At 70.2% G+C, this 26,293-nt stretch carries 23 protein-coding genes, 4 pseudogenes and 1 CRISPR repeat array; of the genes and pseudogenes, 19 read left to right on the top strand and 8 right to left on the bottom strand.

Going from position 1 to position 26,293, the window contains the following annotated elements:
• Nucleotides 1–55: 55 nt before the first annotated feature.
• A CRISPR array of direct repeats spans nucleotides 56–806; the repeat unit is 37 nt; unit sequence GTTCCCCTCGCTGATGAAGCGAGGGGTGGGTTGAAAC.
• A gap of 180 nt (nucleotides 807–986) precedes the next feature.
• From WG209_RS08955 to WG209_RS08915, 9 genes are all read left to right on the top strand, one after another.
• Complete coding sequence (locus WG209_RS08955; protein WP_337174683.1) at nucleotides 987–1,355, top strand: hypothetical protein; 369 nt, start codon at nucleotides 987–989, stop codon at nucleotides 1,353–1,355.
• Nucleotides 1,352–1,546, top strand: coding sequence for a DUF2997 domain-containing protein (locus WG209_RS08950; protein WP_337174682.1), 195 nt, complete (start codon nucleotides 1,352–1,354; stop codon nucleotides 1,544–1,546). Before WG209_RS08955 ends, WG209_RS08950 begins: the two co-directional genes overlap by 4 nt.
• A gap of 133 nt (nucleotides 1,547–1,679) precedes the next feature.
• Entirely contained in the window at nucleotides 1,680–3,176 is a 1,497-nt protein-coding gene (locus WG209_RS08945) for an AAA family ATPase (RefSeq protein ID WP_337174681.1), read from the top strand.
• Nucleotides 3,177–3,283: 107 nt separating this feature from the next.
• Nucleotides 3,284–4,267, top strand: a complete 984-nt coding sequence (locus WG209_RS08940) for a hypothetical protein (protein WP_337174680.1) — start codon at nucleotides 3,284–3,286, stop codon at nucleotides 4,265–4,267.
• On the top strand, nucleotides 4,267–4,512 hold the full coding sequence (locus WG209_RS08935) for a hypothetical protein (RefSeq protein ID WP_337174679.1): 246 nt from the start codon (nucleotides 4,267–4,269) through the stop codon (nucleotides 4,510–4,512). The genes WG209_RS08940 and WG209_RS08935 overlap by 1 nt, the downstream gene beginning before the upstream one ends.
• Nucleotides 4,513–4,618: 106 nt before the next feature.
• The gene (locus WG209_RS08930; protein WP_337174678.1) at nucleotides 4,619–4,924 is read left to right on the top strand and encodes a hypothetical protein; all 306 of its coding nucleotides are present in this window, start codon (nucleotides 4,619–4,621) and stop codon (nucleotides 4,922–4,924) included.
• 87 nt (nucleotides 4,925–5,011) lie between these two features.
• Complete coding sequence (locus tag WG209_RS08925) at nucleotides 5,012–6,421, top strand: hypothetical protein (RefSeq protein ID WP_337174677.1); 1,410 nt, start codon at nucleotides 5,012–5,014, stop codon at nucleotides 6,419–6,421.
• Nucleotides 6,422–6,485: 64 nt separating this feature from the next.
• A complete protein-coding gene (locus WG209_RS08920) occupies nucleotides 6,486–6,923 on the top strand; it encodes a hypothetical protein (RefSeq protein WP_337174676.1) in 438 nt (145 codons plus the stop codon).
• The gene (locus WG209_RS08915; protein WP_337174675.1) at nucleotides 6,920–7,090 is read left to right on the top strand and encodes a hypothetical protein; all 171 of its coding nucleotides are present in this window, start codon (nucleotides 6,920–6,922) and stop codon (nucleotides 7,088–7,090) included. Before WG209_RS08920 ends, WG209_RS08915 begins: the two co-directional genes overlap by 4 nt.
• A 984-nt stretch (nucleotides 7,091–8,074) precedes the next feature.
• Here WG209_RS08915 and WG209_RS08910 read toward each other — a convergent pair.
• The gene (locus tag WG209_RS08910; RefSeq protein ID WP_337174674.1) at nucleotides 8,075–8,455 is read right to left on the bottom strand and encodes a hypothetical protein; all 381 of its coding nucleotides are present in this window, start codon (nucleotides 8,453–8,455) and stop codon (nucleotides 8,075–8,077) included.
• On the opposite strand from WG209_RS08910, the gene WG209_RS08905 reads away from it, so the two are divergent.
• On the top strand, nucleotides 8,454–9,827 hold the full coding sequence (locus WG209_RS08905) for a transposase (RefSeq protein ID WP_337174673.1): 1,374 nt from the start codon (nucleotides 8,454–8,456) through the stop codon (nucleotides 9,825–9,827). The two genes, WG209_RS08910 and WG209_RS08905, sit on opposite strands and share 2 nt — an antisense overlap.
• Before the next feature lie 17 nt (nucleotides 9,828–9,844).
• Here the strand turns inward: WG209_RS08905 and WG209_RS08900 are convergent.
• Nucleotides 9,845–10,090: pseudogene (locus WG209_RS08900) on the bottom strand (transposase); the annotation flags it as partial.
• Nucleotides 10,091–10,152: 62 nt separating this feature from the next.
• Nucleotides 10,153–11,275, bottom strand: a pseudogene (locus WG209_RS08895) (IS630 family transposase).
• A gap of 144 nt (nucleotides 11,276–11,419) precedes the next feature.
• On the opposite strand from WG209_RS08895, the gene WG209_RS08890 reads away from it, so the two are divergent.
• From WG209_RS08890 to WG209_RS08875, 4 genes and pseudogenes are all read left to right on the top strand, one after another.
• Entirely contained in the window at nucleotides 11,420–11,794 is a 375-nt protein-coding gene (locus tag WG209_RS08890) for an IS630 transposase-related protein (RefSeq protein WP_337174672.1), read from the top strand.
• Entirely contained in the window at nucleotides 11,698–12,423 is a 726-nt protein-coding gene (locus tag WG209_RS08885; protein WP_337174684.1) for a transposase, read from the top strand. The genes WG209_RS08890 and WG209_RS08885 overlap by 97 nt, the downstream gene beginning before the upstream one ends.
• Nucleotides 12,333–13,736 carry an IS4 family transposase gene (locus WG209_RS08880; RefSeq protein WP_337174671.1) on the top strand — a complete coding sequence of 468 codons (1,404 nt, stop codon included), beginning with the start codon at nucleotides 12,333–12,335 and terminating at the stop codon, nucleotides 13,734–13,736. Before WG209_RS08885 ends, WG209_RS08880 begins: the two co-directional genes overlap by 91 nt.
• Nucleotides 13,737–13,743: 7 nt before the next feature.
• Nucleotides 13,744–13,851, top strand: a pseudogene (locus WG209_RS08875) (transposase); the annotation flags it as partial.
• Between the two features lie 137 nt (nucleotides 13,852–13,988).
• Here the strand turns inward: WG209_RS08875 and WG209_RS08870 are convergent.
• Complete coding sequence (locus WG209_RS08870) at nucleotides 13,989–14,489, bottom strand: IS5 family transposase (RefSeq protein ID WP_337174670.1); 501 nt, start codon at nucleotides 14,487–14,489, stop codon at nucleotides 13,989–13,991.
• 107 nt (nucleotides 14,490–14,596) lie between these two features.
• Here WG209_RS08870 and WG209_RS08865 point away from each other — a divergent pair, with 107 nt between their 5' ends.
• The 3 genes and pseudogenes from WG209_RS08865 to WG209_RS08855 all read left to right on the top strand — a co-directional run bounded on the left by WG209_RS08865 (nucleotide 14,597) and on the right by WG209_RS08855 (nucleotide 15,881).
• Nucleotides 14,597–15,031, top strand: a complete 435-nt coding sequence (locus WG209_RS08865) for a winged helix-turn-helix domain-containing protein (protein ID WP_337174669.1) — start codon at nucleotides 14,597–14,599, stop codon at nucleotides 15,029–15,031.
• A 25-nt stretch (nucleotides 15,032–15,056) separates the two neighbouring features.
• Nucleotides 15,057–15,581: pseudogene (locus WG209_RS08860) on the top strand (transposase); the annotation flags it as partial.
• 156 nt (nucleotides 15,582–15,737) lie between these two features.
• Nucleotides 15,738–15,881, top strand: a complete 144-nt coding sequence (locus tag WG209_RS08855) for a hypothetical protein (protein ID WP_337174668.1) — start codon at nucleotides 15,738–15,740, stop codon at nucleotides 15,879–15,881.
• Nucleotides 15,882–15,986: 105 nt separating this feature from the next.
• On the opposite strand, the gene WG209_RS08850 is transcribed toward WG209_RS08855, so the two are convergent.
• Complete coding sequence (locus WG209_RS08850) at nucleotides 15,987–16,850, bottom strand: hypothetical protein (RefSeq protein ID WP_337174667.1); 864 nt, start codon at nucleotides 16,848–16,850, stop codon at nucleotides 15,987–15,989.
• 264 nt (nucleotides 16,851–17,114) lie between these two features.
• Between WG209_RS08850 and WG209_RS08845 the strand changes: the two genes are divergently transcribed.
• Both WG209_RS08845 and WG209_RS08840 read left to right on the top strand, forming a co-directional pair.
• Entirely contained in the window at nucleotides 17,115–20,153 is a 3,039-nt protein-coding gene (locus WG209_RS08845; RefSeq protein ID WP_337174666.1) for a hypothetical protein, read from the top strand.
• On the top strand, nucleotides 20,144–20,971 hold the full coding sequence (locus tag WG209_RS08840; protein ID WP_337174665.1) for a hypothetical protein: 828 nt from the start codon (nucleotides 20,144–20,146) through the stop codon (nucleotides 20,969–20,971). The genes WG209_RS08845 and WG209_RS08840 overlap by 10 nt, the downstream gene beginning before the upstream one ends.
• Before the next feature lie 48 nt (nucleotides 20,972–21,019).
• Here the strand turns inward: WG209_RS08840 and WG209_RS08835 are convergent, their stop codons facing one another.
• The 3 genes from WG209_RS08835 to WG209_RS08825 all read right to left on the bottom strand — a co-directional run bounded on the left by WG209_RS08835 (nucleotide 21,020) and on the right by WG209_RS08825 (nucleotide 26,289).
• Nucleotides 21,020–22,651, bottom strand: coding sequence for a MotA/TolQ/ExbB proton channel family protein (locus WG209_RS08835; protein WP_337174664.1), 1,632 nt, complete (start codon nucleotides 22,649–22,651; stop codon nucleotides 21,020–21,022).
• 84 nt (nucleotides 22,652–22,735) lie between these two features.
• Entirely contained in the window at nucleotides 22,736–23,713 is a 978-nt protein-coding gene (locus tag WG209_RS08830; RefSeq protein WP_337174663.1) for a hypothetical protein, read from the bottom strand.
• Nucleotides 23,710–26,289, bottom strand: coding sequence for a hypothetical protein (locus WG209_RS08825; protein ID WP_337174662.1), 2,580 nt, complete (start codon nucleotides 26,287–26,289; stop codon nucleotides 23,710–23,712). The genes WG209_RS08830 and WG209_RS08825 overlap by 4 nt, the downstream gene beginning before the upstream one ends.
• Nucleotides 26,290–26,293: the final 4 nt, after the last annotated feature.

Below are 26,293 nucleotides of genomic sequence, written 5' to 3'. Positions count from 1 at the left end.
GCGTGGGGTGGGTTTACACCGGTTGTGCGGCCCGACCCGGCCGGCGGGTTCGCGGGTTCCCCTCGCTGATGAAGCGAGGGGTGGGTTGAAACGACCGCTTCCCCGACAGCCGCCGCGTCCGAATCCGCGTTCCCCTCGCTGATGAAGCGAGGGGTGGGTTGAAACCACGCCGGGACGCAATCCCGGAAGCCTTCCGCGCGTTCCCCTCGCTGATGAAGCGAGGGGTGGGTTGAAACCTCTGGACGTGGACCGGCACGTGGACCATGTGGTCGTTCCCCTCGCTGATGAAGCGAGGGGTGGGTTGAAACTTCACGAGTTCCCACCTCGCCCGCGTCCGGACGAGTTCCCCTCGCTGATGAAGCGAGGGGTGGGTTGAAACGCGTCGGCCATGTCCCGCTCCTCGTCGGTCAGCCGTTCCCCTCGCTGATGAAGCGAGGGGTGGGTTGAAACCGCGTCGCGGGCGTCCCATGGGCCCGGCCGGAGGGTTCCCCTCGCTGATGAAGCGGGGGGTGGGTTGAAACCCGCTGGGGCGGCTGCTGGGGGGCTGCCTACCCGGCGTTCCCCTCGCTGATGAAGCGGGGGGTGGGTTGAAACGAGGTCGCCGGCCCGGCGAAGGTCGAGTATTCGGGTTCCCCTCGCTGATGAAGCGGGGGGTGGGTTGAAACATCGAGTCCGACAACCCGAACACCCCCCTGCTCCGTTCCCCTCGCTGATGAAGCGGGGGATGGGTTGAAACGCGGGCATCCTGGTGGACAGCCCGCCGGCGGTCGTTCCTCTCGCTGATGAAGCGGGGGGTGGGTTGGAAACTTAAAAAGCGACTTGGCGTCCTCCGAGTCGTCGAAGAGCGATGCTTGGATCGAACCTCAGCCTAAACAATCGGAGATATCACGTCATAAACCCATGAGGACGGTCGTAGCCGGCTTCCGGGAGTCGGTCGATCTCGACCCGCTCCATGACCCCCCCGCCGTCCCACTGGAGGAACCTTCGTGAGCCACATCGTCATGATCCAGACCGAGGTCCGCGATCCCGAGGCGGTCGCGGCCGCCTGCCGCCGGCTCGGCCTGCCCGAGCCCATCCGCGGGACGGCCGAACTCTACTCCGGCGAGGCGGCCGGGCTACTGATCCGGCTGCCCGGCTGGCGTTACCCGGCGGTCGTCGACGCGGCCGCCGGCCGCATCCTGTACGACAACTACGGCGGGGCCTGGGGGGAGCAAGTCCAGCTCGACCGCTTCTTGCAACGTTACGCGTTGGAGAAGGCCCGCATCGAGGCCCACCGGCGGGGCCACGCCGTCGTCGAGCAGGCCCTCCCCGACGGTTCGGTGAGACTCACCATTCATGTCGGAGGTGCGTCTTGAGCAAGTCCATCGAGATCGTCGTCGACCCCAGGGGCGGTGCGATCGTGCGGACGACGGGCTTCGCCGGATCGGCGTGCCGCGAGGCGAGCCGGTTCGTCGAGCAAGCCCTGGGCCTCAGGACGGCCGAGACGCTCACGGCCGAGTTCCACGAGGGCCTGAAGGCTAATCAGGAGCAGCGGCAGTCGCAGTGAGGTCGGCCGACGGCCCTCTATCCGATCCGATGGCCGGCCCCTGCCCACTCCCGACCTGATCCGACCGCGACCCACGCCGCTGCATATCCCACCGCCCCACCCCGCATCCCCTTCGTCACCCGAGGAGAATTTAATGACGCTCGTTGAGCGCCTCGAGCAGTACGTGCGCGCCTGCTTCACCGGCCTGTGGGTCCAGTCGTCCGAGCACCAGGACGCCCTGGCCGAGATCGCCGCCCTGTGCCGCGCCCGGGGATGGCCGCTGGCCGCCTGGGACGTCAACGGGGGCCTCAGGGCCCTCGGCAGCGAGGCTGGGGCGGCCGCCCCCGTCGACGCCGCCGACCCGCTGGCGGCGATCCGGGCCCTGGACGCCATGGCCGCGCCCGACGGCGCTGCGCTGCTGGTGCTCGTGAACTTCCACCGCTTCCTGGGGAGCCCCGAGGTGGTCCAGGCCCTCGACTCCCGCATCAACCAGGGGAAGCAGGCCCGCACGTTCGTCGTCGTGCTCTCGCCGGTCGTCCAGGTGCCGGTCGAGCTGGACAAGCAGTTCGTCGTCATGGAGCACGAGCTGCCCGGCCGAGGCCAGCTCGAAGCCATCGCCCGCTCGATCGCCAGCGAGCCGGGCGAGCTGCCCGAGGGCGACGAGCTCGACCGGGTCCTAGACGCGGCGGCCGGGCTCACGCGGTTCGAGGCGGAGGGGGCCTGCAGCCTCTCGCTCGTCCGCCACGGCCGCGTCGCCGCCGGGCCGCTCTGGGAGCTGAAGTCGGGCATGCTCAAGAAGTCGGGCCTGCTGACGCTGCACCGCGGCGGCGAGGCCTTCGCCGACCTGGGCGGGCTGGTCGCCCTCAAGGCGTTCTGCTCGCGCGCCATGAGGCCTGGCCGCGAGGCCGGCGTCCGCGCCCGGGGCGTCCTGCTTCTCGGTGTGCCGGGCACGGGCAAGTCCCAGTTCGCCCGGGCCCTGGGCAACGAGACGGGGCGGCCCACGCTCACGCTCGACGTCGGGGCGCTGCTGGGCTCGCTGGTCGGCGAGACGGAACGGAACGTGCGCCAGGCGCTGCGGATCGCCGACGCGATGGCCCCCTGCGTCCTGTTCTGCGACGAGATCGAGAAGGCCCTCGGCGGCGCCGCCTCGGGCTCCCACGGCGACTCGGGCGTCGGCGCCCGGCTGTTCGGCTCGCTGCTGTCGTGGCTGTCCGACCACGAGTCGGACGTCTTCTTCGTGGGCACCTCCAACGACGTATCGAAGCTGCCGCCGGAATTCAGCCGCGCCGAACGCTTCGACGCCGTGTACTTCCTCGACCTGCCCGGCGCGGCCGAGAAGGAGGCGATCTGGACGATGTACCTGGAGCGGTTCGGCCTCGACCCCGACCAGCGCCGCCCCTGCGACGCCGACTGGACGGGGGCCGAAGTCCGGGCCTGCTGCCGGCTGGCGGCCCTGCTCGACGTCCCGCTGATCGAGGCGGCGAGGAACATCGTCCCGGTGGCGGTCACCGCCGGCGAGTCGGTCGAGCGGCTGCGGTCGTGGGCCGCCGGCCGCTGCCTGGCCGCCGACCGGCCCGGCGTCTACTCGCGCGTCGGCTCGCCCGAGGGGCCCCGCCGCCAGGTCCGGCGGGGCGAGCCCTCCGACAACTGACCCGCGTCGCCGGCCCCCCCGGCGGGTCGACGACTTGAGGTGAGAAGACCCTATCACGAGGCGGCGGCCCGCATGGCCGGCCGCCTCGTCCCCTTTCAGGAGGTTCGATGATTACCCTGCTCGACCGCATCGAAGGACCACCGACCGTCGCACCAGTCGTCGACCTCGCCGAGCCTGCCCGTCGGCTGAGGGCGGAGACGGCCGCCGCCCGAGTCGCGTTCACCTGGCTGGGCACCCGCAAGGCCCTCACCGCCCCCCAACGCGACCGCGCAGCCGAGGCGTTCGACGCCGAGGGGGCCTGCCTCTCGGCCGGCAAGCGGCTGCTCGACGTCAAGCACCCGGCGTTCCGCGCCGTCACCGCCGTCCGCGGCCGGATCCGCTCGTACTGGCGCGACGTCTCGCTCCCCTTCCCCGAGCCGGGCGTGCGGCTCATCCGACGGGACGCGGTCGACGAGTTCGCCCGCCGGATCGCCGGCTTCCGCGGGGAGCTGGACGACGCGGTCGCCGACCTGGACCGCCGCTACGGCGAGCTGAAAGGGGCCGCCGCCCGCCGGCTCGGGAGCCTGTACGACCCGGCCGACTATCCCGCCACGCTCGTCGGCCTGTTCGCCGTCGCCTGCGACTTCCCCTCGGTGGAGCCGCCCGACTACCTGATGCGGCTCGCGCCCGACCTCTATGAGCGCGAGCGGGCCCGGATGGAGTCGCGGTTCGAGGAGGCCGTCGCGCTGGCCGAGCGGGCGTTCGCCGAAGAGTTCGCCCGCCTGGTCGAGCACCTGGCCGAGCGGCTCGACGGCGTCGGCGACGACGGCCGACCCAAGGTCTTCCGCGACTCCGCCGTGGACAACCTCTGCGGCTTCTTCGACCGCTTCCGCGCCCTGAACGTCCGCGGCGACGCCCAGCTCGACGAGCTGGTGGATCGGGCGCGACAAGCGGTCCGGGGCGTGGCGGCCCGGGACCTCCGCGAGGGCCCGGACCTGCGGGCCCGCGTAGCCCGCCAGCTGTCCCAGGTCCAGTCGGCGTTGGACGGGATGCTGGTCGAGCGGCCCCGCCGCCGCATCCTCCGGCGGGCGGCCGCGCCGGGGGACGCTTGATGCGGCTCGTCGTCGACCCCCGCGGCGTCGTGCGGGCGGTCTACGCCGAGGACGTCGACCTGGCGGCGCTCGGCCGCCCCGCGATCGCCCGCGCCAGCCACGTCGAGCCCGACGCCGAGGGCCGCTGGACGGCCGACCTATCCCCCTGCGGCGGCCCCACGCTCGGGCCCTTCGCCCGCCGGGGCGAGGCCCTGGAGGCCGAGGTCGCCTGGCTGGAGGCCAACCGGCTCGCGTCCCCCGGATGAACACGTCCCGCGCGACGACCCACTTCCGACGACGACCCACGCGACCTCGATGCCGCCGGGCGTGCCGGAGGGCCCGGGGTCGCGGCGCGCCCGAGAGGAGCCCCCCGTGACCCAGTCCCAGCTCGACCGCACCGTCTCCCGCCGCACCGGCGAGCCGCTCGCCGTGATCCGCCGCCTCGGCTTCCAGGCCCGCTCCGGGCGGCCCGACGACCTGGAGGCCGAGGACCTCCACCTGGCCGTCGACTGCCCGTTCTGCGGCGGCGGCGTCGCCCTCTCGGCTAGCCCCGGCGGCCCGCCCCCGCTCGCCGGGTGCGGCGGCTGCGACGTCGAGTTCGAGTTCGCCGCCGCCGACGTCTACGCCGCCGGCCCCGGGCCCGGGAGGCGGCCGCACCGCCGCGTCCACGCGGCGTAGCGGGCGGGGCCCTGCGAAGTCCTCACACGTCGCCGCATTCATCCCATCAACGTTCATCGTACCTCGTCCTGCACGGAGCCGACCGCCATGATCGTCCTGACCCGTCGCGAGGCGCGCCGCCTGCGTGCCGTCCTCCGCCGCCGCCCCCTGGGCCTCACCCGCAACGGCCCGGCGCCCCCGCTCGTCCTCGACCCCGGCCCGGCCTCCGGGCTGCGTGTCCGGCTGCACCTCGACCACCTGGCCGTCGAATGCCTCCTGGAGGGCGACGGCCGGGCCGACGGATCGATCATGATCCCGCTGGAGGCTTTGGCCGACTTCGAGGGCCGCGACGACTCCCCCGTGCACCTGGAGTCCGCCGTCCCCGGCCGCGGGACCGCGCGTTGGGACGACCGGGGCGTCCCGCAGTCCCGCGAATACGCCGTCCCGGACGTCGGGCCTTCGGCCTTCCCGGAGATGCCCGCCGACCTCGCAGAGCGTCCCCCCGGCCTCCTGGACGCCCTGGCCGAGGCGGCCGCGACGGCCGGCGAGCGGTCGGCCCGCCACGCCCTCGACTGCATCCTGCTGCGGGGTTCGACCTCGGAGGTGATCGCCACCGACGGTCGGCAGGTCCTGGTCCAGGGTGGCTTCGGCCTGCCCTGGGGCGACGACCTCCTCGTGCGCGCCATCCCACTCTTCGCGTCCAAGCCCCTGCCGCGCGATGCCCCCGTCTCGATCGGCCGGACGAACTCCCACGTCGTGCTGCGGGCCGGCACCTGGACGCTGCACCTGTCCATCCAGGCCGAAGCCCGCTTCCCGCGAGTCGAGCACGCCGTGCCGGACGCGTCCTCGGCCTCGACCCGGCTGACGATCGACCCGGCCGACGCCGCGTTCCTCGCCGGGGCGATCGACCGCCTCCCCGGCGGCGGCGACACGCACGCGCCCGCGACGCTCGACTGCAACGGCCGCGTCGCCGTGCGCGCCCGCGCGTCCGGCGGGGGGCCGCCGACCGAGCTGGTCCTGGCCCGCTCGCGCTATTCGGGCGAGGCGGTCCGGCTGCACACGAACCGCGAGTACCTGGCGCGGGCCCTGCGCCTCGGCTTCGGCGAGGTCCGCCTCTTCGGGCCGGACGCCCCCGCCCTCTGCCGCGACGGCATCCGGTCGTTCGCCTGGCGGCCGTTGTCCAAGGAGTCGGCGATCGCTCCGTCCGACGACGCCGTGGTCGTCGAGCCTGCTCGCGCCGGCCCGGCCGTCGGGACGATCGCGATGGTGAGTCCCTCGCCCTCCGGCTGCAAACCCGCCCCGAAACCCTCGCCGGAGCCCGCCCCGGAAGGCCCGGCCGGCGGCGTCGCGTCCGCGCTCGAAGAGGCTGAGGCTCTCCACCGAGCCCTGGCCGACGCCCGGTCGCGGACCGGCCGCCTGGTCGCGGCGTTGCGTCGCGACCGGAGACGGTCCAGGCTCGTCGCCTCGACCCTACGCTCCATCCAGGAGCTGCGGCTCCAGGAAGTCGCCGGCGGATAGCCCCTGCTCGCCTGCTAGATCCATCCAACGACCTCGATCCATCACCCGGAGGACCTCGAAGCTTATGGAGCTGACGATCGGATACAGCAAGAAGATCGGCCTGCCGGACTGCGGGTCGCTCGGCGCGACCTGCGGCCTGGAGGTCGAGCTGCCCGACCCCGGCCCGCACGCCGCGGTCGGGGTGTTCGAGCGGAGGGCCCGCGGCGCCTTCGTCGCATGCGACCGCGCGGTGCAGGACGAGCTGGACCGACGCCGGACGGACGGCACCCGAGACGGCGGACCCGCTCGTCCCGACGACCGCCGCGGGCTACGCAGTCGGCCCGCCACCGACTCGCAGCTCCGCGCCCTCCGAGCCGCCTGCGGCCCGAGGGGCGTCGACCTCGCGGGCGTCGTCGCCGAGCGGTTCGGCGTCGACGACCCCGAGGCGCTCTCCGTAGTCGAGCTGCGGACGCCGTCCTGCGCACCGCCGAGAAAACCCCAGCCGGGAGGCGGCCGCCCTTGAACGCCCGCCAAAAGCTGAACATCGCCCACGCGAACGGCTGCCTGCTCGTCGCCGCCCTGGTCGGTGCCGCGACGGGCAGCTGGGTCGTCTTCCTGCTGGCCGCCGCGGTACTCGCGGCGGCCGGCGTCGCCAACGGCGACATCCGCCACCGGCCCCGGGGCCGGTGATCGAAGAGATCGTCTCTTTTTAGCCGTCGATGTGCGACGGCTCCGCCAGGTCGCGCGGAGATGATGACGTCCCCCCCGGCGGCCGAGCATCGACATGCGGCTCTTTCGACGGCGACGAGATGGTCTGGCGATCTCCAACGCCCACCACGGCCTGGGCGACCGTCGTCATCCCGACGAGCCGTTCGGCGTGGGCCCTCGGTACGTCGAGGCGGCGGTCGGCGTCGCCATGTTCGGGGGGTGCCTTCGGCCTGCACGGCGACAACTCGGATCGCCGCGACCTTGAACATCCCCGAGAGGTCCAAGGCGTCCCCGCCGCGGCGTCGGGCGGACCGTCCCCTCGATCAATTCGACCGCCCCGGCGGCCGTCGCAGCGTCAACCGTGAGCAAGATCGACGTCGACTCGACCGCCCTCAAGGCGGAAGGTTTCGACGCGACGGCGTCGGGCAACCTGGTCGCCGTATGGAGCGGTCGGTCGGCGATCGATCACGCCGCGATCCAGTCCAATCCCGCGAGTCGATCGGGACGGACCGAGAGTCTGGCCGCTGTGAGGCACCGCATGCCGTCCACTTGTCGGCGACCGGTTTCAGGCTGCGCTCACGAACGGTTCTGCCTGGTTGCATGAGGCGAAAGAATCGCGCAAAGGCCCGTCGCGACGCCGGCGTCCGGGCTGACCGATCGCCGGCTTCGTCCGCCCGGTGAATCGCGAGCCTTGAATGAAGTCGACGCGTGCCGAGAACGGCAAGGCCCCGGTCCGCGACCCGAACCAGTAGCCTTGGCGATGGCGCAGACCACCGACCAAGGCCATCACGAAGCCAGGAGAAATGCAGCACGGCGTGATTCAGCGGCCTGCCTTGCTCGCCCCGTCAAGCCTCGCTGATTGCGATCCGGGAGTACACGGCTCATCCTCCCACAGGCTCAACTCCGGCTTTCCGGCTGGTCGCACACTTCATTCTCCAGGTCGTCCTCCACCTCTCGGGCACGGAACTAAGCCTCTATCTCAGGGTCACTCATGACGTCGAAGTTGCTTGGCAGCTCGGCTACATCTCCGCCCCTGGTGATGAAGACCTTGTGATCGAGCAGGCGGGACGGGACGTGGAACGTCCTGTACCCGTCGATTTCCTCGACGTAGCGTCCCGAGTCGTACGAGTCAAGATCGTCGGGCGTAAGGTCCACATCGACATTTAGGAAGGTCGAGCCAGGAGCCTTCTGGTCCTGCGCGTCAATCGCCGCGGTCGCCAGCCAGACGCCGGTCCGCCCCTTGAAAGTCTTACCTGATATCGACTTGTGCAGTTTTGAGCCCGCCTCGATCGGTACAATGAGAGGTTGAACGGCCTTCTCGACCACACCGGCGGAGGACGGGCTCATGGCCATCCTACCCGAGGCGCCGCGCGGATTCTGGGACGACTTCGCCCCGATCTTCACCCGGCCCACGTGTCGTCGATTCCTCCCCCTGATCGGGGCAGCCATCCTCACCGTCGGGCGTCGGACGGTCGCCAACTTGCTGAGGACGGCCGGCCCGCTGGCCGTCGGGTCCGCGTCGAGCTATACCCGCGTCTTCTCGCGGGCCCGATGGTCGCCGTTGCGGCTGGCCGAGCCCCTGACCCGGCGCGTCGTCGCCCTGCTGCCGCCCGGTGCCGAGGTCGTCCTGGTCGCCGACGACACCGTCTTCTCGCATCCGGGCCGGCGGGTCTTCGGCAAGGCCCGGCATCGCGACCCGGTCCGCTCGTCGCACGCCTTCACGGCCTGGCGGTACGGCCACAAGTGGGTCGTGCTCGCGGTGCTCGTCCGCCTCCCGTACGCCGCGCGGCCCTGGGCCTTGCCGGTGCTCGTCGCCCTGTATCGCGACCCGGCCGACGACCGCCGCGAACGGCGGCGGCATCGCACGCCGGCGCAGCAGGCGATCCGGCTCGTTCGCCTGATGCTCCACTGGTTCCCCCGCCGCCGGTTCGTCTTCGTCGGCGATTCGGCCTACGGGGCGCACGAGCTGGCCCGGTTCGCGGACCGCAACCGCGAGCGCCTGACGCTCGTGAGCAAGCTACACCCCGAGGCCAACCTCTTCGAGCCGCCGCCGCCCTACGACGGCCTGGGACGCCCGCGAGTCAAAGGGGAGAGGCTGCCGAAGCCTCGTCAGGCCGTCGAGGCGACGCCCCGACGACGGCGGACGACGGTCGCCTGGTACGGCGGCGGGACGCGTCGCGTCGAGACGGCCACGGGAGCCGGCCGCTGGTATAAGGGGGGCGATGGGCTGGTCCCGATCCGCTGGGCCTTCGTCCACGACCGCGACGGCACCCACCGCGACGAGTACTTCTACGCGACCGACGCCTCGTTCGACGTGCGGCGGATCGTCGAGGCCTACAGGGGCCGCTGGAGCATCGAGACCACGTTCCAGGAGGCCCGCTCCGAGCTCCACGTCCAGACGACGCGGGGGTGGAGCGAGCCGACCGTCCTGCGGGCCGTCCCGCGCCTGTTCGGCCTGTATTCGGTCGTGGCGATGCTCTATGCATGGCTGCCGAAGCGACGCCGGGCCGGAGGCGTGTCCTGGCCGGGCAAGTCGGTCGTTACGTTCTCGGACGCCCTGCGGCCGTCCGCCGCTGGATCTCGGCCGAGGGGGTTTTCGCACACGTCCCCGACGGCCCGTCCCTCCAGAAACTTCCGCCTCCGATCCGCGAGATCCTCTACGCAGCCCTCGCACCGGCGGCATAGAGGCCGCGGAAACTGCACAAGTCGAGCTGAGTGACTGTCCCATAAGTGGCATTACGCCGCTTGCGGCCGTGGATAGCGGAACTCGGGGTCGGTATTCGCGGGGCGGCGGCGATGCAGCATGAGTTGGATCATCGCCAGCTTCACGAACGACTCGGACGACAATACGGTCTTCTCGCGGTCCTTGCTCAGGCGGCGGCAGCGGCCCAACCAGGCGAACGTCCGCTCGACCGTCCAGCGGATCGGCAGGAGGACCCAGCCGCGGGCGTCGTCGGGGCGGCGGATGATCTCCAACTCCCAAACCGCATGCTCCTCCACCAACTAGTATATATTCATGTTGTAAGATATCTAGTGGTCCGCCACTATGGAAGTGCGGGGTAAAGTCGGCGGAGCCTGATCCGAGCGTCGGCCGTGGTGAACTGCCACCTCACCCCGACGCCCCGCTCGTTCCTCTCCTCCTCCCACGCCGCCACCTCACGTTCCAACTCCTCTCTCGTCTCGATCCGCCGATCCAGGCACTGCCGGGCCAGAACCGAGAGCTCGATCTCCGCCACGTTCAGCCAGCTGCCGTGCTTCGGCGTGTGGTGGACTTCCAGCCGCTCGGCGATCCGCCGGGCCCGCTCGGGCGGGAACGCCTCGTACAGCGACGCCAGCTTGTGGGTGTTCAGGTTGTCCATCACCAACACGATCCGCTCGGCGTCGGGATGGATCTCCTCAGCCAGCCACCGCAGGACTTCGGCGAAGTCCACGGCCGTCCGCCGCTCGGTCACCTTGACGCCCCGCCAGCCCAACAGCGGCTCGCTGACCATGAACAGGTTGGCCGTGCCGTGGCGGACGTACTCGTAGTCGTACCGCCCCGGCCGCCCCGGATCGGCTCAATCACCTCGCCGACGAGCTGCTTGCTCGCCTCGTCGAGGCAGACCAGCGGCCGCTCCCCGTCGTAGGGGCGGTGGTAGACGTCGAGCACGTCCTCCATCGCCGCCACGAACTCGCCGTTCGCCTGCGGCGGGATGCACCACTGCTCCCGCAGGTGCGGCTTCAGTTCGCTTTTTTCAAAGAGCGTCGCACCGTCTCGTCGGAGATCGAGGGGACGACCTCCAGCTCGACCAGCTTGTCGGCCAGCAGCCTCATGGTCCACGCCTTGCGGCCGCCCGGGGGCGAGGAGCACGCCAGGGCGATGAGCCTCGCCTCGGCCGCCCCATCCAGGACCGGCTCCCGGCTGGGACGGGCCTGCGGCTTGCGGACCAGGGCGGCGTCCAGCCCCTGCTCGACGAACCGTCGGCGGATCCGCCCGACGGTGTCGGTGCTGACGTCGAACGCCTCAGCGATCCGGTCGTCGGTCCAGGCCGGTCCGCCGGGGGCGGCGTCGGCCTTGAGCAGGATACGGGCGTGGGTCAGCTTCCGGGCGGCGGCCTTGCCGGCGGAGGTGAGATGGTGCAGGCCCTGGCGTTCCTCGTAGGTGAGGGTGACCCGGTACTTCTTCATGGCGGCCTCCTGAAGGGGTTGCCGCCTCAGCAGAACCGATCCGACGCTAGTCCGCAACTCAAGCGTGGCAGGCCACTAGAGCGGTTTCCTGTTGATTGTGTCGGTTGACGCGATTATCTCTGATGGGCTATGGAGGGCCCCGGGATGAAAGCCTACTCGACCGACCTCCGCGAGCGGGTCCTCGCGGCGTGCGACGCCGGCGACGCGACCCGCGAGCAGGTCGCCGCCCGCTTCTCCGTCAGCGTGACCTGGATCCGCAAGCTGGTGCGCCAGCGCCGCGAGACCGGCTCGATCGCCCCCAAGCCGCGCGGCGGCGGCCGGGCCGGGGCGTTCGACGCCGAGGCCGACCGGCGGCTCCGCGAGGCGGTGCGGGCCGACGACGACGCCACCCTGCGCGAACTCGCCGAGGCCGCCGGGGTCGCCTGCTGCCAGTCGGCCGTGCACCGGGCGCTGAAGCGGCTGGGGATCACTCGCAAAAAAAGTCGCGGCGGGCGGCCGAGCAGGACCGCCCCGAGCTGAAGGCCGAGCGGGCCGCCTGGCGCGAGGAGTTCGCGGGCGTCGACCCGTCCCGGCTGGTCTTCGTCGACGAGGCCGGCGCGAGCACGGCGATGGACCGGACGCACGGCCGCTCGCCCAGCGGCGTGCGGGTCGACGGGCCGGTCCCGCACGGCCACTGGAAGGTCGTCACGCTCACGGCGGCCGTCCGCCTGGGGGGCGTCGGGGCGTGCCTGGCGTTCGACGGCGCGACCGACTCGGCCGCGTTCGAGACCTACGTCGAGAGGTGCCTGGCGCCGACGCTGAGGCCCGGGGATGTGGTCGTGATGGACAACCTGGCCTGCCACAAGACCGCCGAGGCCGCCCGGCTCATCGAGGCGGCCGGGGCCGAGTTGCGGTTCCTGCCGCCGTACAGCCCTTGTCCTTACCCACTTTTCTGGACTGGGTGGCGGGGTTCCAATGAGGTCTTCTCCACCGCCAGCCCGGTGGGTCCTCGCGCCCTAATCCTCGTGGCCGGGCGGGACCTCCGGATCGGTCGCGGTGTCACCGGATCGGCATGGCCATGGACCCGTTCCAGGGCGACGCCCACGCCTGGGCCCGCGAGCAGTTCGGCACGGCCGACCTGGGCGACCAACGACGCACCAAGCGGCTGACTCGCGTCGCCGCCCGGATGGCCGCCGACCCCTCCGCCAGCATCCCCGGCCAGATGGAGGGCTGGGCCGAGGCCAAGGCCGCTTATCGCCTCCTGGACGCCGACGGCGTCACCTTCGAGGCGGTCGCCGCCCCGCACTGGCGTCGGACCCGGGCCTGTGGGCCGGGGCTCTTCCTGGTCCTGGGCGACACGACCGAGCTGGACTTCGGCATCCACCGCCGGGTCCCCGACCTGGCCCCCACGGGCAACGGCGGCGGCTATGGCTTCCACCTCCATGCCGCACTGGTCGTCGGGGCCGAGGACGAGCGGGTCATCGGCTTGGCCGGCGAGCGGGTCCACTACCGCAAGCCCGCCCCCGCGGGGGAGAACACGAGCCAGCGGCTCAAACGCGACCGGGAGTCCGACGTCTGGGGAGAGGTCATCGACCAGGTCAGCCCGCCCGCCGCGGTGACGCGGTGGGTCCATGTGCTGGACCGCGGCGCCGACAACTTCGACGTGTACTGCCACTGCCGGCGGCAGCGATCCGAGTGGGTCGTGCGGGCCAGCATGTTGCACCGCAAGGTGGCTGACCCCGGGGGAGACGTCACGACCGTCCGAGACCTCGGCGCGTCCTCGCAGGAGGCGGGCGGATTTACCCTGCGACTGCGGGCCCGGCCGAAGCAGCCGGCACGGCGTGCGCGGCTGATGGTCCGCTTCACCGCGATGACCATGCCCGTTCCCTGGAACAAGAGCCGCTACACCCGGCAGGTCGCCGCGACGCCGGTGCCGATGTGGCTGGTGGTGGCCGCCGAGGTCGACTGCCCCCGGGGCGTCAAGCCGATCGAGTGGGTGCTCTACACGTCGCTGCCGGTGCCGAGCCTCGAGGAGGCGATGCGCGTGATCTCCTTCTACGAGAAGCGTTGGCTGGTCGAGGAGTATTTCAAGGCGTTGAAATCCGGCTGCCGGGTAGCCGAACGTCAGCTGAAGACGAAGGGTCGCCTGGAGGCCCTGGTGGGCCTGCTGTCGGTCGTGGCGGTCCGCTTGCTCCAACTCAAGGCCCACGCGCGGACCGACCCGGACAGGCCAGCCGCCGAGGTTGTGCCCCCGCGATACGTGAACTTGTTGAGGTTCGCCCGTGGGTTCAGCCCAGCGACGACGCTGACGGTGGGCCGCTTCTTCCGGGAACTGGCCAAGCTCGGGGGCTTCCTGGGGAGGAAGCACGACGGCGAGCCGGGATGGATCACGATCTGGTGTGGCTGGGACAAGCTCCAGCTGATGATGAGAGGAGCTGAGGCGGCGGCCGACCTCGGACCCGAACCGTTGAATAGTGGGTGAGGACAAGCCGTACAGCCCCGACCTGAACCCGATCGAGCGGATGTTCTCCAAGCTCAAGGCGTGGCTGCGATCGGCGAAGGCCCGCACGATCGACGGGCTGATCGATGCGATGGGGGACGCCCTACGGGCGGTCCGCCCGGCCGACGTCCTGGGCTGGTTCCGCCATGGCGGATACCCGCCCCGCCGATCAAGCGACACACCCGATGGGAAACCGCTCTAGTCAGCCTACATCCGGATGGCCCTGCCCATCGGCTAGCCGTCCAGCCGGGCGAAGAAGGTCAAGGCCGCCCGGCCTTCGTCGACCGAGGCGGCCGTCATGAGCACGGCGAGCAGCAACCCCATGGAGTCCACGACGACTTGGCGTTTCCGCCCGTCCACGTTCTTGGCGTTGTCGCGGCCCCTCGCCTCGCCCCCGGAGGTCGCGTCGACGGATTGACCGTCAACGCTGGCGGAGGTCCTGGGCTGATGGGGCTTCTCCCCGGTTCGGACCTTGCGGCTGAGGGAGTCGTGGATGCGGTCGGGCGTCCCGTTCGACCGACGCTCGTCGAAGTACCGCCAGACGGTGCTCCGGGGCGGGAAGCCTTCCGGCAGGTACCGCCACTGGCAGCCGGTCCGGAGCATGTAGAGGATCGCGTCGATGACCTCGGGGACGTCGGTCTTGCGGGGCCGGCCGCCGGGGTAGACGGGGATGAATGGCTCGATCAGGACCCATTGTTCGTCGGTGACGTCGCTGGGGTAGCGGTGCGTTCTCATCCCCCTACTACGTAGCCCGCCACCCGTTCGGGCCGCTTATGGGACAGTCACTACTGACTCCAACGTAGCCAAAGGAACACTCGGGCGTCTGCCGTCGTATTAAGGGCATGAGACCCGTCGGAACCGCCCAGGAGTTGGAACGTCGCCGTCGCCGCGCCGTCGAGCTGATGCGGCGGGGGGAATCGCCCTCCGTCGTCGCCCGCATCCTGGGCGTCGGCCGGACTTCGCTGTACCGCTGGCTCGCCTTGGCCGAGAAGTCTCCCGAGGGCCTGGCCGCCAGGCCCCATCCCGGCCCTCGGGCTCGGCTGGCCGACGAGCAGGTCGGGGAGTTGGAACGTCTGCTGCTGGAGGGAGCGCGGGCCCACGGCTGGCCCAACGACCTGTGGAGCGCCGGCCGTGTCGCCGAACTCGTCCGCCGCCGCTTCGGCGTCGAGTACCACGTCGAGCACGTCCGCAAGATCCTCCGACGGCGGCTGCGTTGGAGCAGCCAGCGGCCGCAGAAGAAGGCGCGGCAACGCGACCAAGAGCGGATCGACCACTGAAGGGCCGAGGAGCTGCCTCGACGAATCGGGCTTCCAGCTGACGCCGGTGGTCCGCCGCACCTACGCCCCGCGAGGCCGCACGCCGATCGTCGAGGCGTGGCATCGCAGGGCCCGGATCTCGGCGATCAGCGCCGTGACCGTCAGCCCGAGGCGTCGCAAGCCGAACCTCTACTTCCGCCTCCTGCCCGACGACGCCAACGCCCGGGGCGAGGACTCCGTCGCCTTCCTGAAGGGCTTGAAGGCCCGCCTCGGCGGGCCGATGACGATCCTCTGGGACCGGAGCCGTATCCACGGCCGGTCGAGCCTCGTGAAGGCCTACCTGGCGAAGCGTCCGGAGATCGTCGCCGAGGACTTCCCCGGCTACGCCCCGGAGGCCAACCCGGACGAGGGGGTGTGGGGGTGGACCAAGTACCATCGCCTGACGAACTACGCCCCGGAGGATACGGCCGAGCTGCGATTCCGGCTCTGGCGAGAGCTGTCGGCCCTGCGCCGGCGGCCGGACCTCCTGGCCTCGTTCATCCGCCACGCCGAGATCCCGCTCCGCTTGTAGGCGTCGTCACTTTGACCAGGCTGGAGTCAGTAAGTCGAACTGGGCGCCAATCCGTCGTTCCCGGCCGGCACGTAGTCGTCGACATAGCCGCCCGAGGCGGTGAATTGAGGGCTGCGGCTGTCTCCGGCATTCAACACGTACATCAGCCCGTCGGGGGTGGACGCGGCCCACGCCCTCGCGCTGCAACACGGGATGACCGTCACCCACCCGCCGACGGACGAGCCGTGGGGGGGCCGCAAGTTCCACCACCAGCACCCCGACAATCACACGTACCGCGTCGGCGCGGGGATCTACGAGTAACCCGGACCGGGACGAGCCATGCTGCCACCCCTCATCGCCGAAGCGTTCCGAATCCGATGTTGGGTGGGTGAGGCCTTAACCACGAACCCTTCCAACGTGCGGGGTTTATTTCTTGACCGCCTTGATGAGCCACAGGGTCTTGTCGACCTGGTCGGCTGCGTTTCCGACGACCAACTTGACCCCCTCGTGTTCGACCGTTACCTCAGTGGCGAGCTTCACAGCGCCCAGTGCCCTCTCGACTAGGTCCTTGCCGGTCGCGACCGTGACGAGGCCGCTCCCGGCCTTCAGCGCGAACTTCAACGCCTTCGCCTCGTCGGCGGTTATGACCTTGTCTATTTCCAGAACGGCGACCAGTCGCACGGCCACCTCGACACCGAGGCCCAGAACGTTCCCGGTCGTCGACCCGACGCACACCCCGCACGCGAATTGACCCGTCGGCACGACGCAGACCCAGCACGCAACCGTCGTCTTCCCGAGGGCGGCGACGTTCGCCGGCAACCACTCCTTCAGCGCGGCGAGGGCCGCCGCCTTCAAGCGGGCTTCCGTGATGCTGCCGGCGAAGCGCTGCGCGAGGTCCGTGGGAACGGCGGAAGGGTCCTTGCCGGCGTCGCTGCCGACGCTCAAGGTGAGTTTCTTCGGGTCTCCCGGCGCCGCCAGGACCGCCGCCGCCGCCCACTTCCCGTTCCCGCCGACCCGGACCACGTAGAGCCCGGGCTCTCGGATCTGCCCCAGATCCACCTTCGTGGCACCGACCAGCTTGACCTGCTGGGACTTCGCGGCGATGTCGTTCTCGACTACGACCTCCCCGCTGCCGGTTATCTCGGCGGTCACCTTCTCGCCGACCTGGTAGGCCCTCTCGGGGATGACGATCTTGACCGCGTCGGCGGTTTGGGTCGGGGACCACAGTGCGGTCGAGCACAGCGCAAAGAGGGCGAACCACACGGTGCGGGCGCAGGCGGTAAGGGTCATCGGCGTCTCTCCGTAACGGGAACGCTTCAGGTTGTGGACGGGAGGTCGGCGGCGCACGGCCAAGCCCGTATTCTATCCAGCAATCCGGCGGTTTGTCCTGGTGCTTGGCGGACGTGACAAAGGGCCGCGGGAGGGTAGCGGCGAGGGCCGCGCCCCGTGAACCGGCCCGCGCTTAGTTGGTTGCGTCCCCCGCCTCGGCGCGGGTAAGGTATCTTGAGCGTACGGCACGGCACCGCCGCACCGCACCCCCTCGGCGGGCAGACAATGATTGACCGGCGTTATCTCGTGCCGGACACCGGCATCCAGACGGTCGAATGGGAGGTAATCTGCGCGCGCAACCCGGTCGCGGAAAGTTGGTGGGACGACTACGCTCAAGCCGGCAGGCGTTGGCACCCGCGGTGCCGAAAGGCTGCTCTAATGCCGAACGGCCAGGCGCTCTCCCTGCCGGTGGAGTTCGAGCTCACCGAGGCTTCGCGTGACCCGCGGAGTGGGCGGTTGCGGTGCTGGGTGAACACGTCCAGCGAGTCGGCGAGGGCGGGGAACCTGTGGTCTGAGGGAACGGTTCTCGACCTCACGCACCTGTTCCGCGTGGAGTTTGTGACGAGACCTGCCGTCCTCCTAATGGGCGAGGCCGAGGTGAGGGCTCTGGCGACCGCCGCACACCACGTTTACGTGGACTTCGGGCACACGATCACGACCTGCTTGTATGGCCGCACTGGGGCGGCCGACCTTTGGCACGGTGAACTATTCCGCCAAAGCGGGCGCGCCGACTGGGGCGACTATTCCTCTCCGCTCATCCCAAGCGGCTTTCTGCTCACGCCGAACCGATGGCGGTACCGATTCGAGCCGGCGGTCGAGGAGTCGGAAGTGAGGCTCGGACCGCCCGCGAGCGTGGCGGATTACGAGCCTTACCCGCTCACGCCGGGGCAGTCCCTCGAGGGGGTAGACCCGCAGAGCCGCTACCACGCCCCGAAACTGGGCCTTGGTGACTTGGGTACGAGAGACGTCACGTTCACCACAAGGGGGCCGTTCGGCAACCTTTCGCTCATCCCCGCAGTGAGGACCGTAGCCGGACACGGCGGCCCCCACGCCCAGCTCGGGCGAACCTGGGCCGCTCTCGCCCTTCGGGGGCTCTTCCGCGCGGTCTACCACGAGCTCTTCTCCCAGCAGACCTCGAGCCCGTCGCCCCCCCCGACGCTGCCGTTCATCAGCCGGGTCGTCCTCACGGTGCCGGCGGCGTTCAACGATTGGGTGAGGAGGGACTTGTACGCCGCCGCTGCGGACGCGATTCGTCTCGCGGCACCCGACCCGTTACGCGAGGTACCGGTCCAGGTCGAGGTACTCGCCGACGAAGCCACGTGCATCGCCTACTGGGCTGCCGAACAGCCGGCAATTCGCGACGAGATTCCCACGAGGAGGCCCTCACGCCCGCCTGAGCCGGTGGTGAAGTCCCCGCCACCCCCGCCCGCACCAGCAAAGCCGACGAGGCGGCGGAACGGCGGGTCCGACGCTCCGCCCCCGGCGAACCCACCCGCCCCGCCGGCGGAACTGGTACCTGTCGGCGGGTTACCGCTGCTCGTGTTCGACTGCGGAGGTTCGACAACTGACGTAAGTCTCACGACCTGGGTCCAGGACCCCAACGTGCCCGGCCGGCAGGCCACTTTCCAGGTCGAGCGGTGGTTCGACGGGTCGGTCGTCTGTGCCGGAAACGAACTCCTCTGGGCCGTGATCGGGTTGACACTGCAGAGGGTTTGGGAGACGCCCGGGGTGCGAATTGACGCCCGGTCCCTGCTCGCCGTGGGCGCACAAGACCAACTGGACATGACGAGCCCGGTTCCCGTCGCGGTGCAGAAATGGGCCCGGCACTGCTACCTCGCGAACGACCGGCTGCGGGGGTGGAGACCGGTGGACGCGTCTGCGCCAGCCGAGTTGCGGCAGGCGGTCGTCCAGGCCGCGCTCGGGTACGGCTACCGGCTCGTGCGGACGAAGGGCGAAACGTATCCCGAGTTTGACTTCAGCACCGTGCTCGGCACCGCCGCCGAGCGCAAATCTGCGGCCGCGACCGCGCTGCGGGACATCTTTCCCCTGATCACGGAGCTCGATTCCGGGATTACCCTGTCTCCGGCGGGGCTCCTCCTGCGGGCGGCCGGGCCCGACAGCAACGGACGTCGCACGTCTCGGCGTTGCGCCGAGACAATTCAATGTCGGCTGACCGCCCCGGACTTCGCTCGGATCCTCGAGACCCCCGCCGTACCGGCTGCCCCCGGGGTGGACGCTCGGTTCGAGGAAATGATGGCCGAACTGTTGGGCCCGCTCCGGCAGGTCACCGTCGCCGTGGCTGCGAGCATACGGAAGCTCGCCGCGGGCCCTTCCAGAGCCGTCAGCCCCGACAACCCACTTCGGATCGTGTTCGCCGGCGGCGGGACCCGCATCACGGGGGTCCGCAACCGTCTGCTCGCTATTTTTCAGGACGCCTCGGGCGGTGCTGACGCTACCGCGCTCACCGCCCTCGGCGCGCTCGGGCCGGACGCGTCCCCGGAACGGCTCCTCACGGCCGCCAAGGAGATGACGGTTCGGGGCTTGGCGCTACTCGACCAGCGGTGGGGCAACACCTCCCTCGACACCGGGCTGGGCGGTGGGCCGGGCGTCGAAATCCGACTCGCGAACGCCGTCTCCGGGCAGCCGAAACAAGGTGACTCGGCCGTCGTGTTCCAAGAGTCGGCCTTTGCCGCGACGCGGGCCGAGGTGTCGGCCTTCAGGCGGCTGTCCGACGGGGAGTTGGAGGAGCGGCTTATGGCCGTCAAATTTGGTCCCGGGCAGGCAGCGGCGTTGCGCGACCTTCTCGAGTTGCTGGACTCTGGTGACGCAGGCCGCTTCTCCAGGCGGCTGCCGCTCCTCTTCCCCCCGCTGGCCGACCGAAGCCTGGAAGAGTTCGACCTCGGAACGTGGCGGCTGCTACTCGGGGCCGCGGCGTTGAACCTCGTGCCGTACGCTTGGCGAGAGGTCGGGGAAGACGCCGATACGCTCGCCCTCTGTGCAGCCCGTGCGACGGACGGCGAACCCGACCTGCTCGGGTTCATGGGGCGGGCCAGGTTGCGGCTCCCGCACCGCTCCAAGAGCGCGGTTCTGGTGGCCGCCCCGCTCCCGACTCTCGTCACAGTGCTGGAAGTGTGTCGAGAGCCGTATCCGCTCTCGCCGGTTCCCGAACGTCCGGCCGAACTCTACCCAGGGTGCGTCCACGTGGCCGGGTGGCCTGAGCGCGGGAGTCCGTCCCAGACCCGAGGGGGTGAGCTGTGGCGATAACCTTTGGCGTCCTGCTCCTGATATCGGGGGTCGCCTGCCTCTTCGCCTTCTGGTCGGTGGCCGCCCGGCGGGACCAGGTGTGGCAGTCGTCCGTCCGCGCTCTCGCGGAGCAGGTGGCCGACGTCTGTTACCCCGCCCCGGCGAACGGCGGGCTGAACACGGCCCTCGTGCGGCTCGTGGTATCGACGGCCCGCGGGCTCGCCACCCCCCTGTCCGGCAGGGTGGTGCCGTCGGTGCTCCCGTCGTACCAAGGGTTGGACCTTCGCCCGCAACACGCCGCGACCGGCCGAAGCGACCGATCTCTCGCAGGGGAGTATTGGGCGGCGCTCGACGCACTGCGCCCCGCCGGGCAGCCGCACGCGACAGAGTCGGCGCACGAACTGGTGTCCGTGAGCCTCTTCGTCGCCGCCTTAACCGACCCGCTGGAGGCGGCTGCGATCCGCGCCGCAGCCCGCGACTTCGCCGGCCAATTCAACACGTTCGAGTCGAACAAGGCTGTCCGCTTTGACGCCCCGCCGTCCGACGCCCGGCCGACGGACTCGAGCAGATGGGCCACTTTCGGCACCTCCGAGAGCGATGTGCGGACCCTCGTGTACCGGTACCCGTTAGTTGAAACCGTTGACGCAGAAGTCAAGGTTCGGGCGAAGGGCTGGTGCGGTCCCGCGCCGGTTCCGGTCACACCTGTTACGTTCTGGGGTCGGGGCCTTGTAACCGCGGAATCGATTCGGTCCGGGCTGGTGCCGCACACCGTGCCGCTGTGGTGGATCGGAATGGCCCTCGTGACCGCTGCCGTATGCCTCGTAGCCGTTGCCAAGTGAGACGGCGGGCCGGGCCCCCAGGCCGCTCGGCCCGCCGCGGGCAAGCAGCTATGCCCTCAGGCGGCTGATGAGCTCGTCCATGATGCGGCTCTGGAAGGTGAGTACCACCCGCTCTTCTGCGCGCCGGCAGAGGTAAATCGAGAGCATCAGGACGAGGCTCAGCACGAGCGCGATCAGGGTGGTGTCGAACGCGAAGCCGAGGCTGAGCGTGATCGCTTGAATGGCGTCCTTTTGCAGATCGGTGTTGGGCGTCAGCATGTCGCCCGCGTTCAGCAGGGCGTCGCCGATGCCGAGCACGGTGCCGATGAACCCCAACGAGGGAATTGCCCAGGCCAGGTAAACGATCGAGGCCATTTCCGACTCCAGCCGCTTCAACCGGTTCTGCGTGATCTTGTCCAGCACGTCGTAGAGAGTGCCCCGCTCCCGCGCCTCGGGGAGGACGTCGGCGATCAAGAAGGCCTCGTACACCGCGCGGAGCATCCGGACCACGAGGCGATCGCGGAACGGGTTGGGGTTCCCGGTCGGCCGGCCTGGCGGGATTCCGTGGTCCACCCGTTCCCCGAACACCCTATCGAGCTCCCCGGTCGTGGTGAGCCAGGTCCTCGTAAACGGCCTGTCGTCGGGGCGGAGCGGCGCGAACGGGTAGTAGCCCGCAGGGCCGGTGGATCGGCCTCGGATAAGGTTTACCAAGAACCGGCCGAGGCTCGACTCCGGCCACTGGTAACGTTCGGCGACCAGGGTCTCGAGGGTCACGTTTGCCAAATAGTTCCGGGCCAGCAGCACGACGGCGAGCCAGAACGCCATGAAGGTGAGGAACTGGACCCAGCCGTTGCACCACCGGATGACGCGAATGCGTAGGTCTTGCATGACAGTGCCGTAGACGTTCGCGAAGTGCCGGTTCACGGCCGACTGAACGGCCTGGTCTTCACCCACGGCAGCGGCCAGGTCGGACTGCTTGCTCTCCTTCTCGAACCGCGTCTGCTGGAACAACTCCTCGCGGAGCTTCTTCTCCTTCCTCAACCCTTGGAACGGGACCGCTGGCACGTCGCCGAGCACCCGTCTAACGACCGGAACGTTCTGGTACGCGTCTCGGAAGACACGGTCGATCGGCGGCAGGTCGCCGTCCGAGAACAGGAGCGCAACGAACCGGTCGGCGCGGCGCTGGCTCGAGACGTTCTCGGCCTGGCGCGGGGAGCCCGGCTTCCAATACTCGCCCGACGCGTCGGCACTCCAATAGTTGCCGCCGGGCGGAGGCGCTTTCAGGAACGGTACCGGCATGTCGTCCGCTTCCACTCCGACTCTCGCCGGGTCGAGCTCCCGGGGTTGCCCGTCATCGGCAGGCTCCGCGAGTTGTTGCGAGGTGGTGGGCACGCCGAGCGGGTTCCATTGTAGTTCGGCCTTCACCCACGACTCGGCGCGCACCCGAGCCTCGGCGTTGATCATCGACAGGGTGCAAACGGACGGGAGGTAGCCGCCGAAGAATAGCAGAAACAGGAGCCTACCTAACACCCTGAGCGGCTTCCATCCGCCCCGCCGATCGACCGAGGTAAACAGGAGGAACAGAGGTGTGGCGACCAGCGAGGCGAGGCCGACGAGAGATGTGATCCAGCCCACGCCGGTCGAAAGAACTCCGAACAGGAAATAGAGCAGTACGCCGATGACGACCGCAAAGCCCAACACGTTCCGGAGCGTGTTCCTGGCCGGCGGGGGGACCGGGGGCCCATCGGGCAACGGAGATGCGGTCACGGAGGCCTCCGGGACGGATCACTTTGCGAGTGACCACACGAGTAAGGTAATGAGGTAAACGGCGAGGCACGCGACGGGGAGGACTGCCATCCGCCACACGGACGCGGGGCTCGTCACGAGGCCCTCCGAATTCAGGACCGGGTTGAGCCACCCGAGCACCGTCCGAGCGCGACCCTCGGGGGTCGGTGCCGGTCGAGGGGCTATGCTCACGAGAGCCGGTAAGAACTCCTGTCCACCGTTCGCCGTCGGCGGCCGGTAGGCGATGCCGAGTGCCGTCTCGATGCGCGCAAGGTGCCTCGCGCGGTGATACCCTTCGTCCGGGACCACCTGCACGGGCGCGGCCGCCCTGTCCGTCGAATGCACCTCTTGACCCTCGACCGGCAGGCGGGGGTCTGTCGCCGGCACGAGCTCCCTCATGACATCCCTCGCCACCTCGGCGAGGTGGAAGACCTTACGGCGGTCCCCGTCGGTGCCCGCGTCGTTCGCTAACGCCGCCCGCGCGGCCAGCGCGATCGCGGCGACGTTCGCGACCGCGACCACGCACTCGGCCCTCGTGGGGGACGCCTGCCCACCGGGGTCCCTCAGGAAGCCCAACTCGCCGAAAACGAGCGCGAGGAGTGTGAGGGAAGGGTCGCCCGATGAGGGGTTACAGAACGGAATGAGGCGGTCACTGGCGTGAGCCGGGGCGCCCCCCGACGAGCCGTGGGTGTAGAGCCTCGCGTCCCTGTCAGGGTGCCGAAGGAGGACTGGCACCAAGTCGACGCCGACCTGTCGGGCGAACTCGCGGGTCACGACCAAGTCGTGTCCGACGTCCCAGTTGCTGACAAGCGACTGGGCCAACGCCGCCCCCGCGTTGTCGGTGACCGCGAGCCTCGACCGGCGGAGTCGGCGGATGGCAACCCCCGCGCCGACGTGGGCGGTGGCCAGCGCGACCAGCGCGCAGAGGCCAGCCACGGCGAGCGCAACCTCGGTGCCCGTCACCTCGCGCCAACTCATCTCGGTCCTCCGCCGACGACCGGCCCGTGCCACTGAACTTGGAGAGCCGTAAACAGGTGACTCGCTTCGGCGGCCTCATCCCCGTCACCGGCTGAGGGAACGGGGACCACAAGGCCCGGCCAAGGCACGACGAAACGGACGGTGAGGGGGAGCCTAACATCCCCGGCGGGCGTCACGGTGCAGAGCAAGGGACCCACCGCCTCGGCCGCGTCGTGTGATGTGCAAGTGCCGAAGTAGACTGCCCCTTCGTGCGAAAAGGTGTGTTCGAACCAAGGGATCGAGCCGTTACGGCATCCGGCGATGAGTTGTTGCACCCCGTCGGGGTCGACCAACCAACCGCTCGCCGGGTCCTCCCCAAGAGGCCGCCAGCGACTGAAGGCGTCGTGCGAGAGCGGGTTCCGGAACGCCCTGCTGAGGTCGTCGGGGACGCCGTTCGCGAAAAGGTTTAGTCGGGCCTCGAGTATGCTCGCGCGGCTTAGGAGCCGATCGGCCAGAGGCGTTCTCGCCGACCCCGCCCCGGCCGGTCCCACCGCCGCCGGGGCCGCCCTCCAGACGTCAGGCCAGTCTGTGGCGAGCAACTCCGGGCGGCGTTGATCGTCGTTCGCTTCGGCGGCCACCCAGCGCAGGTTTCGCGAAAAACCCGCCGCCGCGCGTTGGTCGTCCAGAAGGCTTAACTCCGCCGCCCATTCGGCGGCGACGACGTCTCCGTTCGGCCCTAGCAACCGGAACAGGGCGGGCCGGTTCGCGGCGGCGCCGATGAGGAAGACCGTCCCCACTCCGGCGAGGGCACGACCCGTGAGCCCCCGCACCCAGGCGCCCATGTCGAGGCCATCCCCGTTGTCTCGCCGCAGAAGTGGTAAGCGGGTGAGTACGGTCTCGGGGCCCAGGTTAAACGGTGCGATCGCCGCCGGCCGACCCGCCGGCCGGCCCGCCGGCCGGTGGGGCTGGTATCCGCCGCGCAGCACTCGGAGGCGGTCTGCTTGCACGTCGTCGGCTGCCGCCGGGTTGAGGGCCAGGGTGGGGACGGACACCGGGAGTGCGGGCATCCGGCCGAAGTGGCGAGCCACGACGCCACGCCCGGCCGAGCGGCCCAACAGATCGAAAACGCTGACGGCAGTGTCTCCTTGCCGTAAGAGGCGCTCGGTGGTCCGGGCCGTCCAGCCACGGACGTGGGCGGACACATCGGGATCGCGGCCGCCGTTCTGCCGCAGGTTGGCCTGGGCGAGCACGGCGTCCAACACCAACGCGCGCGCCCTCCGGGTCAACTCCGGCTCACCGACCGGGACGAGGTCCGTCCCGCGGTGCCGAACGAACTCCTCGGTGGCCTCAAACGCCCCGACGGACGTGTTCGCACCGCCAAGGTCCACGACCGCGAACGGCTTCCCGCGGTTCTCGCCGCTTGCAACCCGGGGGAGCAGGTAGGTCGCCGCCGCAATGAGCGGATCCTCGCAGACGCTCAGTTCCAGGGTCCCCGGCTCGGGCCGCAGGAGTTCGGGGATGAGTTCGGGGTCACCCGCGAGTGCCTGGTAACAGATGTTGGCGTCCGCCCAGCCCCAGTCAACGCCCCGGGCGACAAGCAACTCTTTGACCCTGAAGCGGGTCGAACGCTGCCCGGCTTGCCGCTCGCGGCACCGGTGAAGCACCCGGTTGAGCTCGTGGAAGATGAAGCGGAGTCGGGCGACGGGTCCGACCGCGCCTCTTGCTTGAGACCTCGTGGCTTCACGGCGGGCCACAGTAAACGCCCACCGGCCGGCCGCGCCTGGCACAGCGGTTAGAGACCCGTAAAAGGAACGGTCCGCGACTGGTCGTGCCCCGTCACGCGGGAGCGGGGACGAGGTTCCAGAGAGTACGGAGAAGGCACAACCCGGCGGCCACCGGTCAAGGTTGACTGCGACCCGCAACTCGGCCGCCTCGGCCCGGGCCGGGTCGTTGAGCCGGAAGTTGACCCAGTTCTGCCCCGGCGGCCACTCGAACTCTCTCAGGTAGAGGAAGCCGGACCGTACCGCCCTGTCGCTCTCCTCGGTGGGCTCGCAAAGTAGCACCGATTGCAGCCGTCGGACGGTCTCTCGGGCCGTCCCGCCGGACGGGTTCGCAGGGGTACCGGCGGAGAGCGGCTCGCCCAGTTCCCGCTCCAACCCCACAAGCTGGGCGTCGTAGGCCGGGTCGGAGGGGGCAGATGCACGAAATCGCGATATTGTCTCGCGTATCGCCATCCGGACTCGTTCTTGCGCATCGGGGCTCGAATCGGGATCCAAGGTGAGGGCCGGGAGCAGCCGTTCGAGTTCCTCGGACTCGGTCCGCGCGAGATAGGCCAGCACGGTGTCGCGCCAGAACCGATCGGCGGGGAGGTACACGACGGAGGCGCGGTCGGCCGCCTGCCACCAGAACTCCCGCCGCATCTCTCCCGACCCGGTGTTGATCTCGAGCGTAAAGCCGGAGGTGCGGTCCCGCGCGGGCTTGACCTGCAGCCACGTGCCGAACTGCCGCGCGGGAGGCGGGGCAGGCTCGGGCGCACCTTGCGGGGGCCGAATCCTCAACCGCTGCAGGCCCGAGCTCGCCCAGATTCCGACTTCCATTGGC

Source organism: Paludisphaera sp. (assembly GCF_037189885.1).
In the GTDB taxonomy this organism is placed as follows: domain Bacteria; phylum Planctomycetota; class Planctomycetia; order Isosphaerales; family Isosphaeraceae; genus Paludisphaera.
Note: the sequence above shows the minus strand (reverse complement) of the source record. Positions and strands in the feature narration are given on the sequence as shown.

Coding starts and splice junctions, on each gene's coding strand:
- WG209_RS08945 (WP_337174681.1), top strand. CDS start 1,680: ATGACGCTCGTTGAGCGCCTCGAGCAGTACGTGCGCGCCTGCTTCACC.
- WG209_RS08940 (WP_337174680.1), top strand. CDS start 3,284: ATGATTACCCTGCTCGACCGCATCGAAGGACCACCGACCGTCGCACCA.
- WG209_RS08935 (WP_337174679.1), top strand. CDS start 4,267: ATGCGGCTCGTCGTCGACCCCCGCGGCGTCGTGCGGGCGGTCTACGCC.
- WG209_RS08925 (WP_337174677.1), top strand. CDS start 5,012: ATGATCGTCCTGACCCGTCGCGAGGCGCGCCGCCTGCGTGCCGTCCTC.
- WG209_RS08920 (WP_337174676.1), top strand. CDS start 6,486: ATGGAGCTGACGATCGGATACAGCAAGAAGATCGGCCTGCCGGACTGC.
- WG209_RS08905 (WP_337174673.1), top strand. CDS start 8,454: ATGGCCATCCTACCCGAGGCGCCGCGCGGATTCTGGGACGACTTCGCC.
- WG209_RS08910 (WP_337174674.1), bottom strand. CDS start 8,455: ATGAGCCCGTCCTCCGCCGGTGTGGTCGAGAAGGCCGTTCAACCTCTC.
- WG209_RS08890 (WP_337174672.1), top strand. CDS start 11,420: ATGAAAGCCTACTCGACCGACCTCCGCGAGCGGGTCCTCGCGGCGTGC.
- WG209_RS08880 (WP_337174671.1), top strand. CDS start 12,333: ATGGACCCGTTCCAGGGCGACGCCCACGCCTGGGCCCGCGAGCAGTTC.
- WG209_RS08870 (WP_337174670.1), bottom strand. CDS start 14,489: ATGAGAACGCACCGCTACCCCAGCGACGTCACCGACGAACAATGGGTC.
- WG209_RS08865 (WP_337174669.1), top strand. CDS start 14,597: ATGAGACCCGTCGGAACCGCCCAGGAGTTGGAACGTCGCCGTCGCCGC.
- WG209_RS08850 (WP_337174667.1), bottom strand. CDS start 16,850: ATGACCCTTACCGCCTGCGCCCGCACCGTGTGGTTCGCCCTCTTTGCG.
- WG209_RS08845 (WP_337174666.1), top strand. CDS start 17,115: ATGATTGACCGGCGTTATCTCGTGCCGGACACCGGCATCCAGACGGTC.
- WG209_RS08830 (WP_337174663.1), bottom strand. CDS start 23,713: ATGAGTTGGCGCGAGGTGACGGGCACCGAGGTTGCGCTCGCCGTGGCT.
- WG209_RS08825 (WP_337174662.1), bottom strand. CDS start 26,289: ATGGAAGTCGGAATCTGGGCGAGCTCGGGCCTGCAGCGGTTGAGGATT.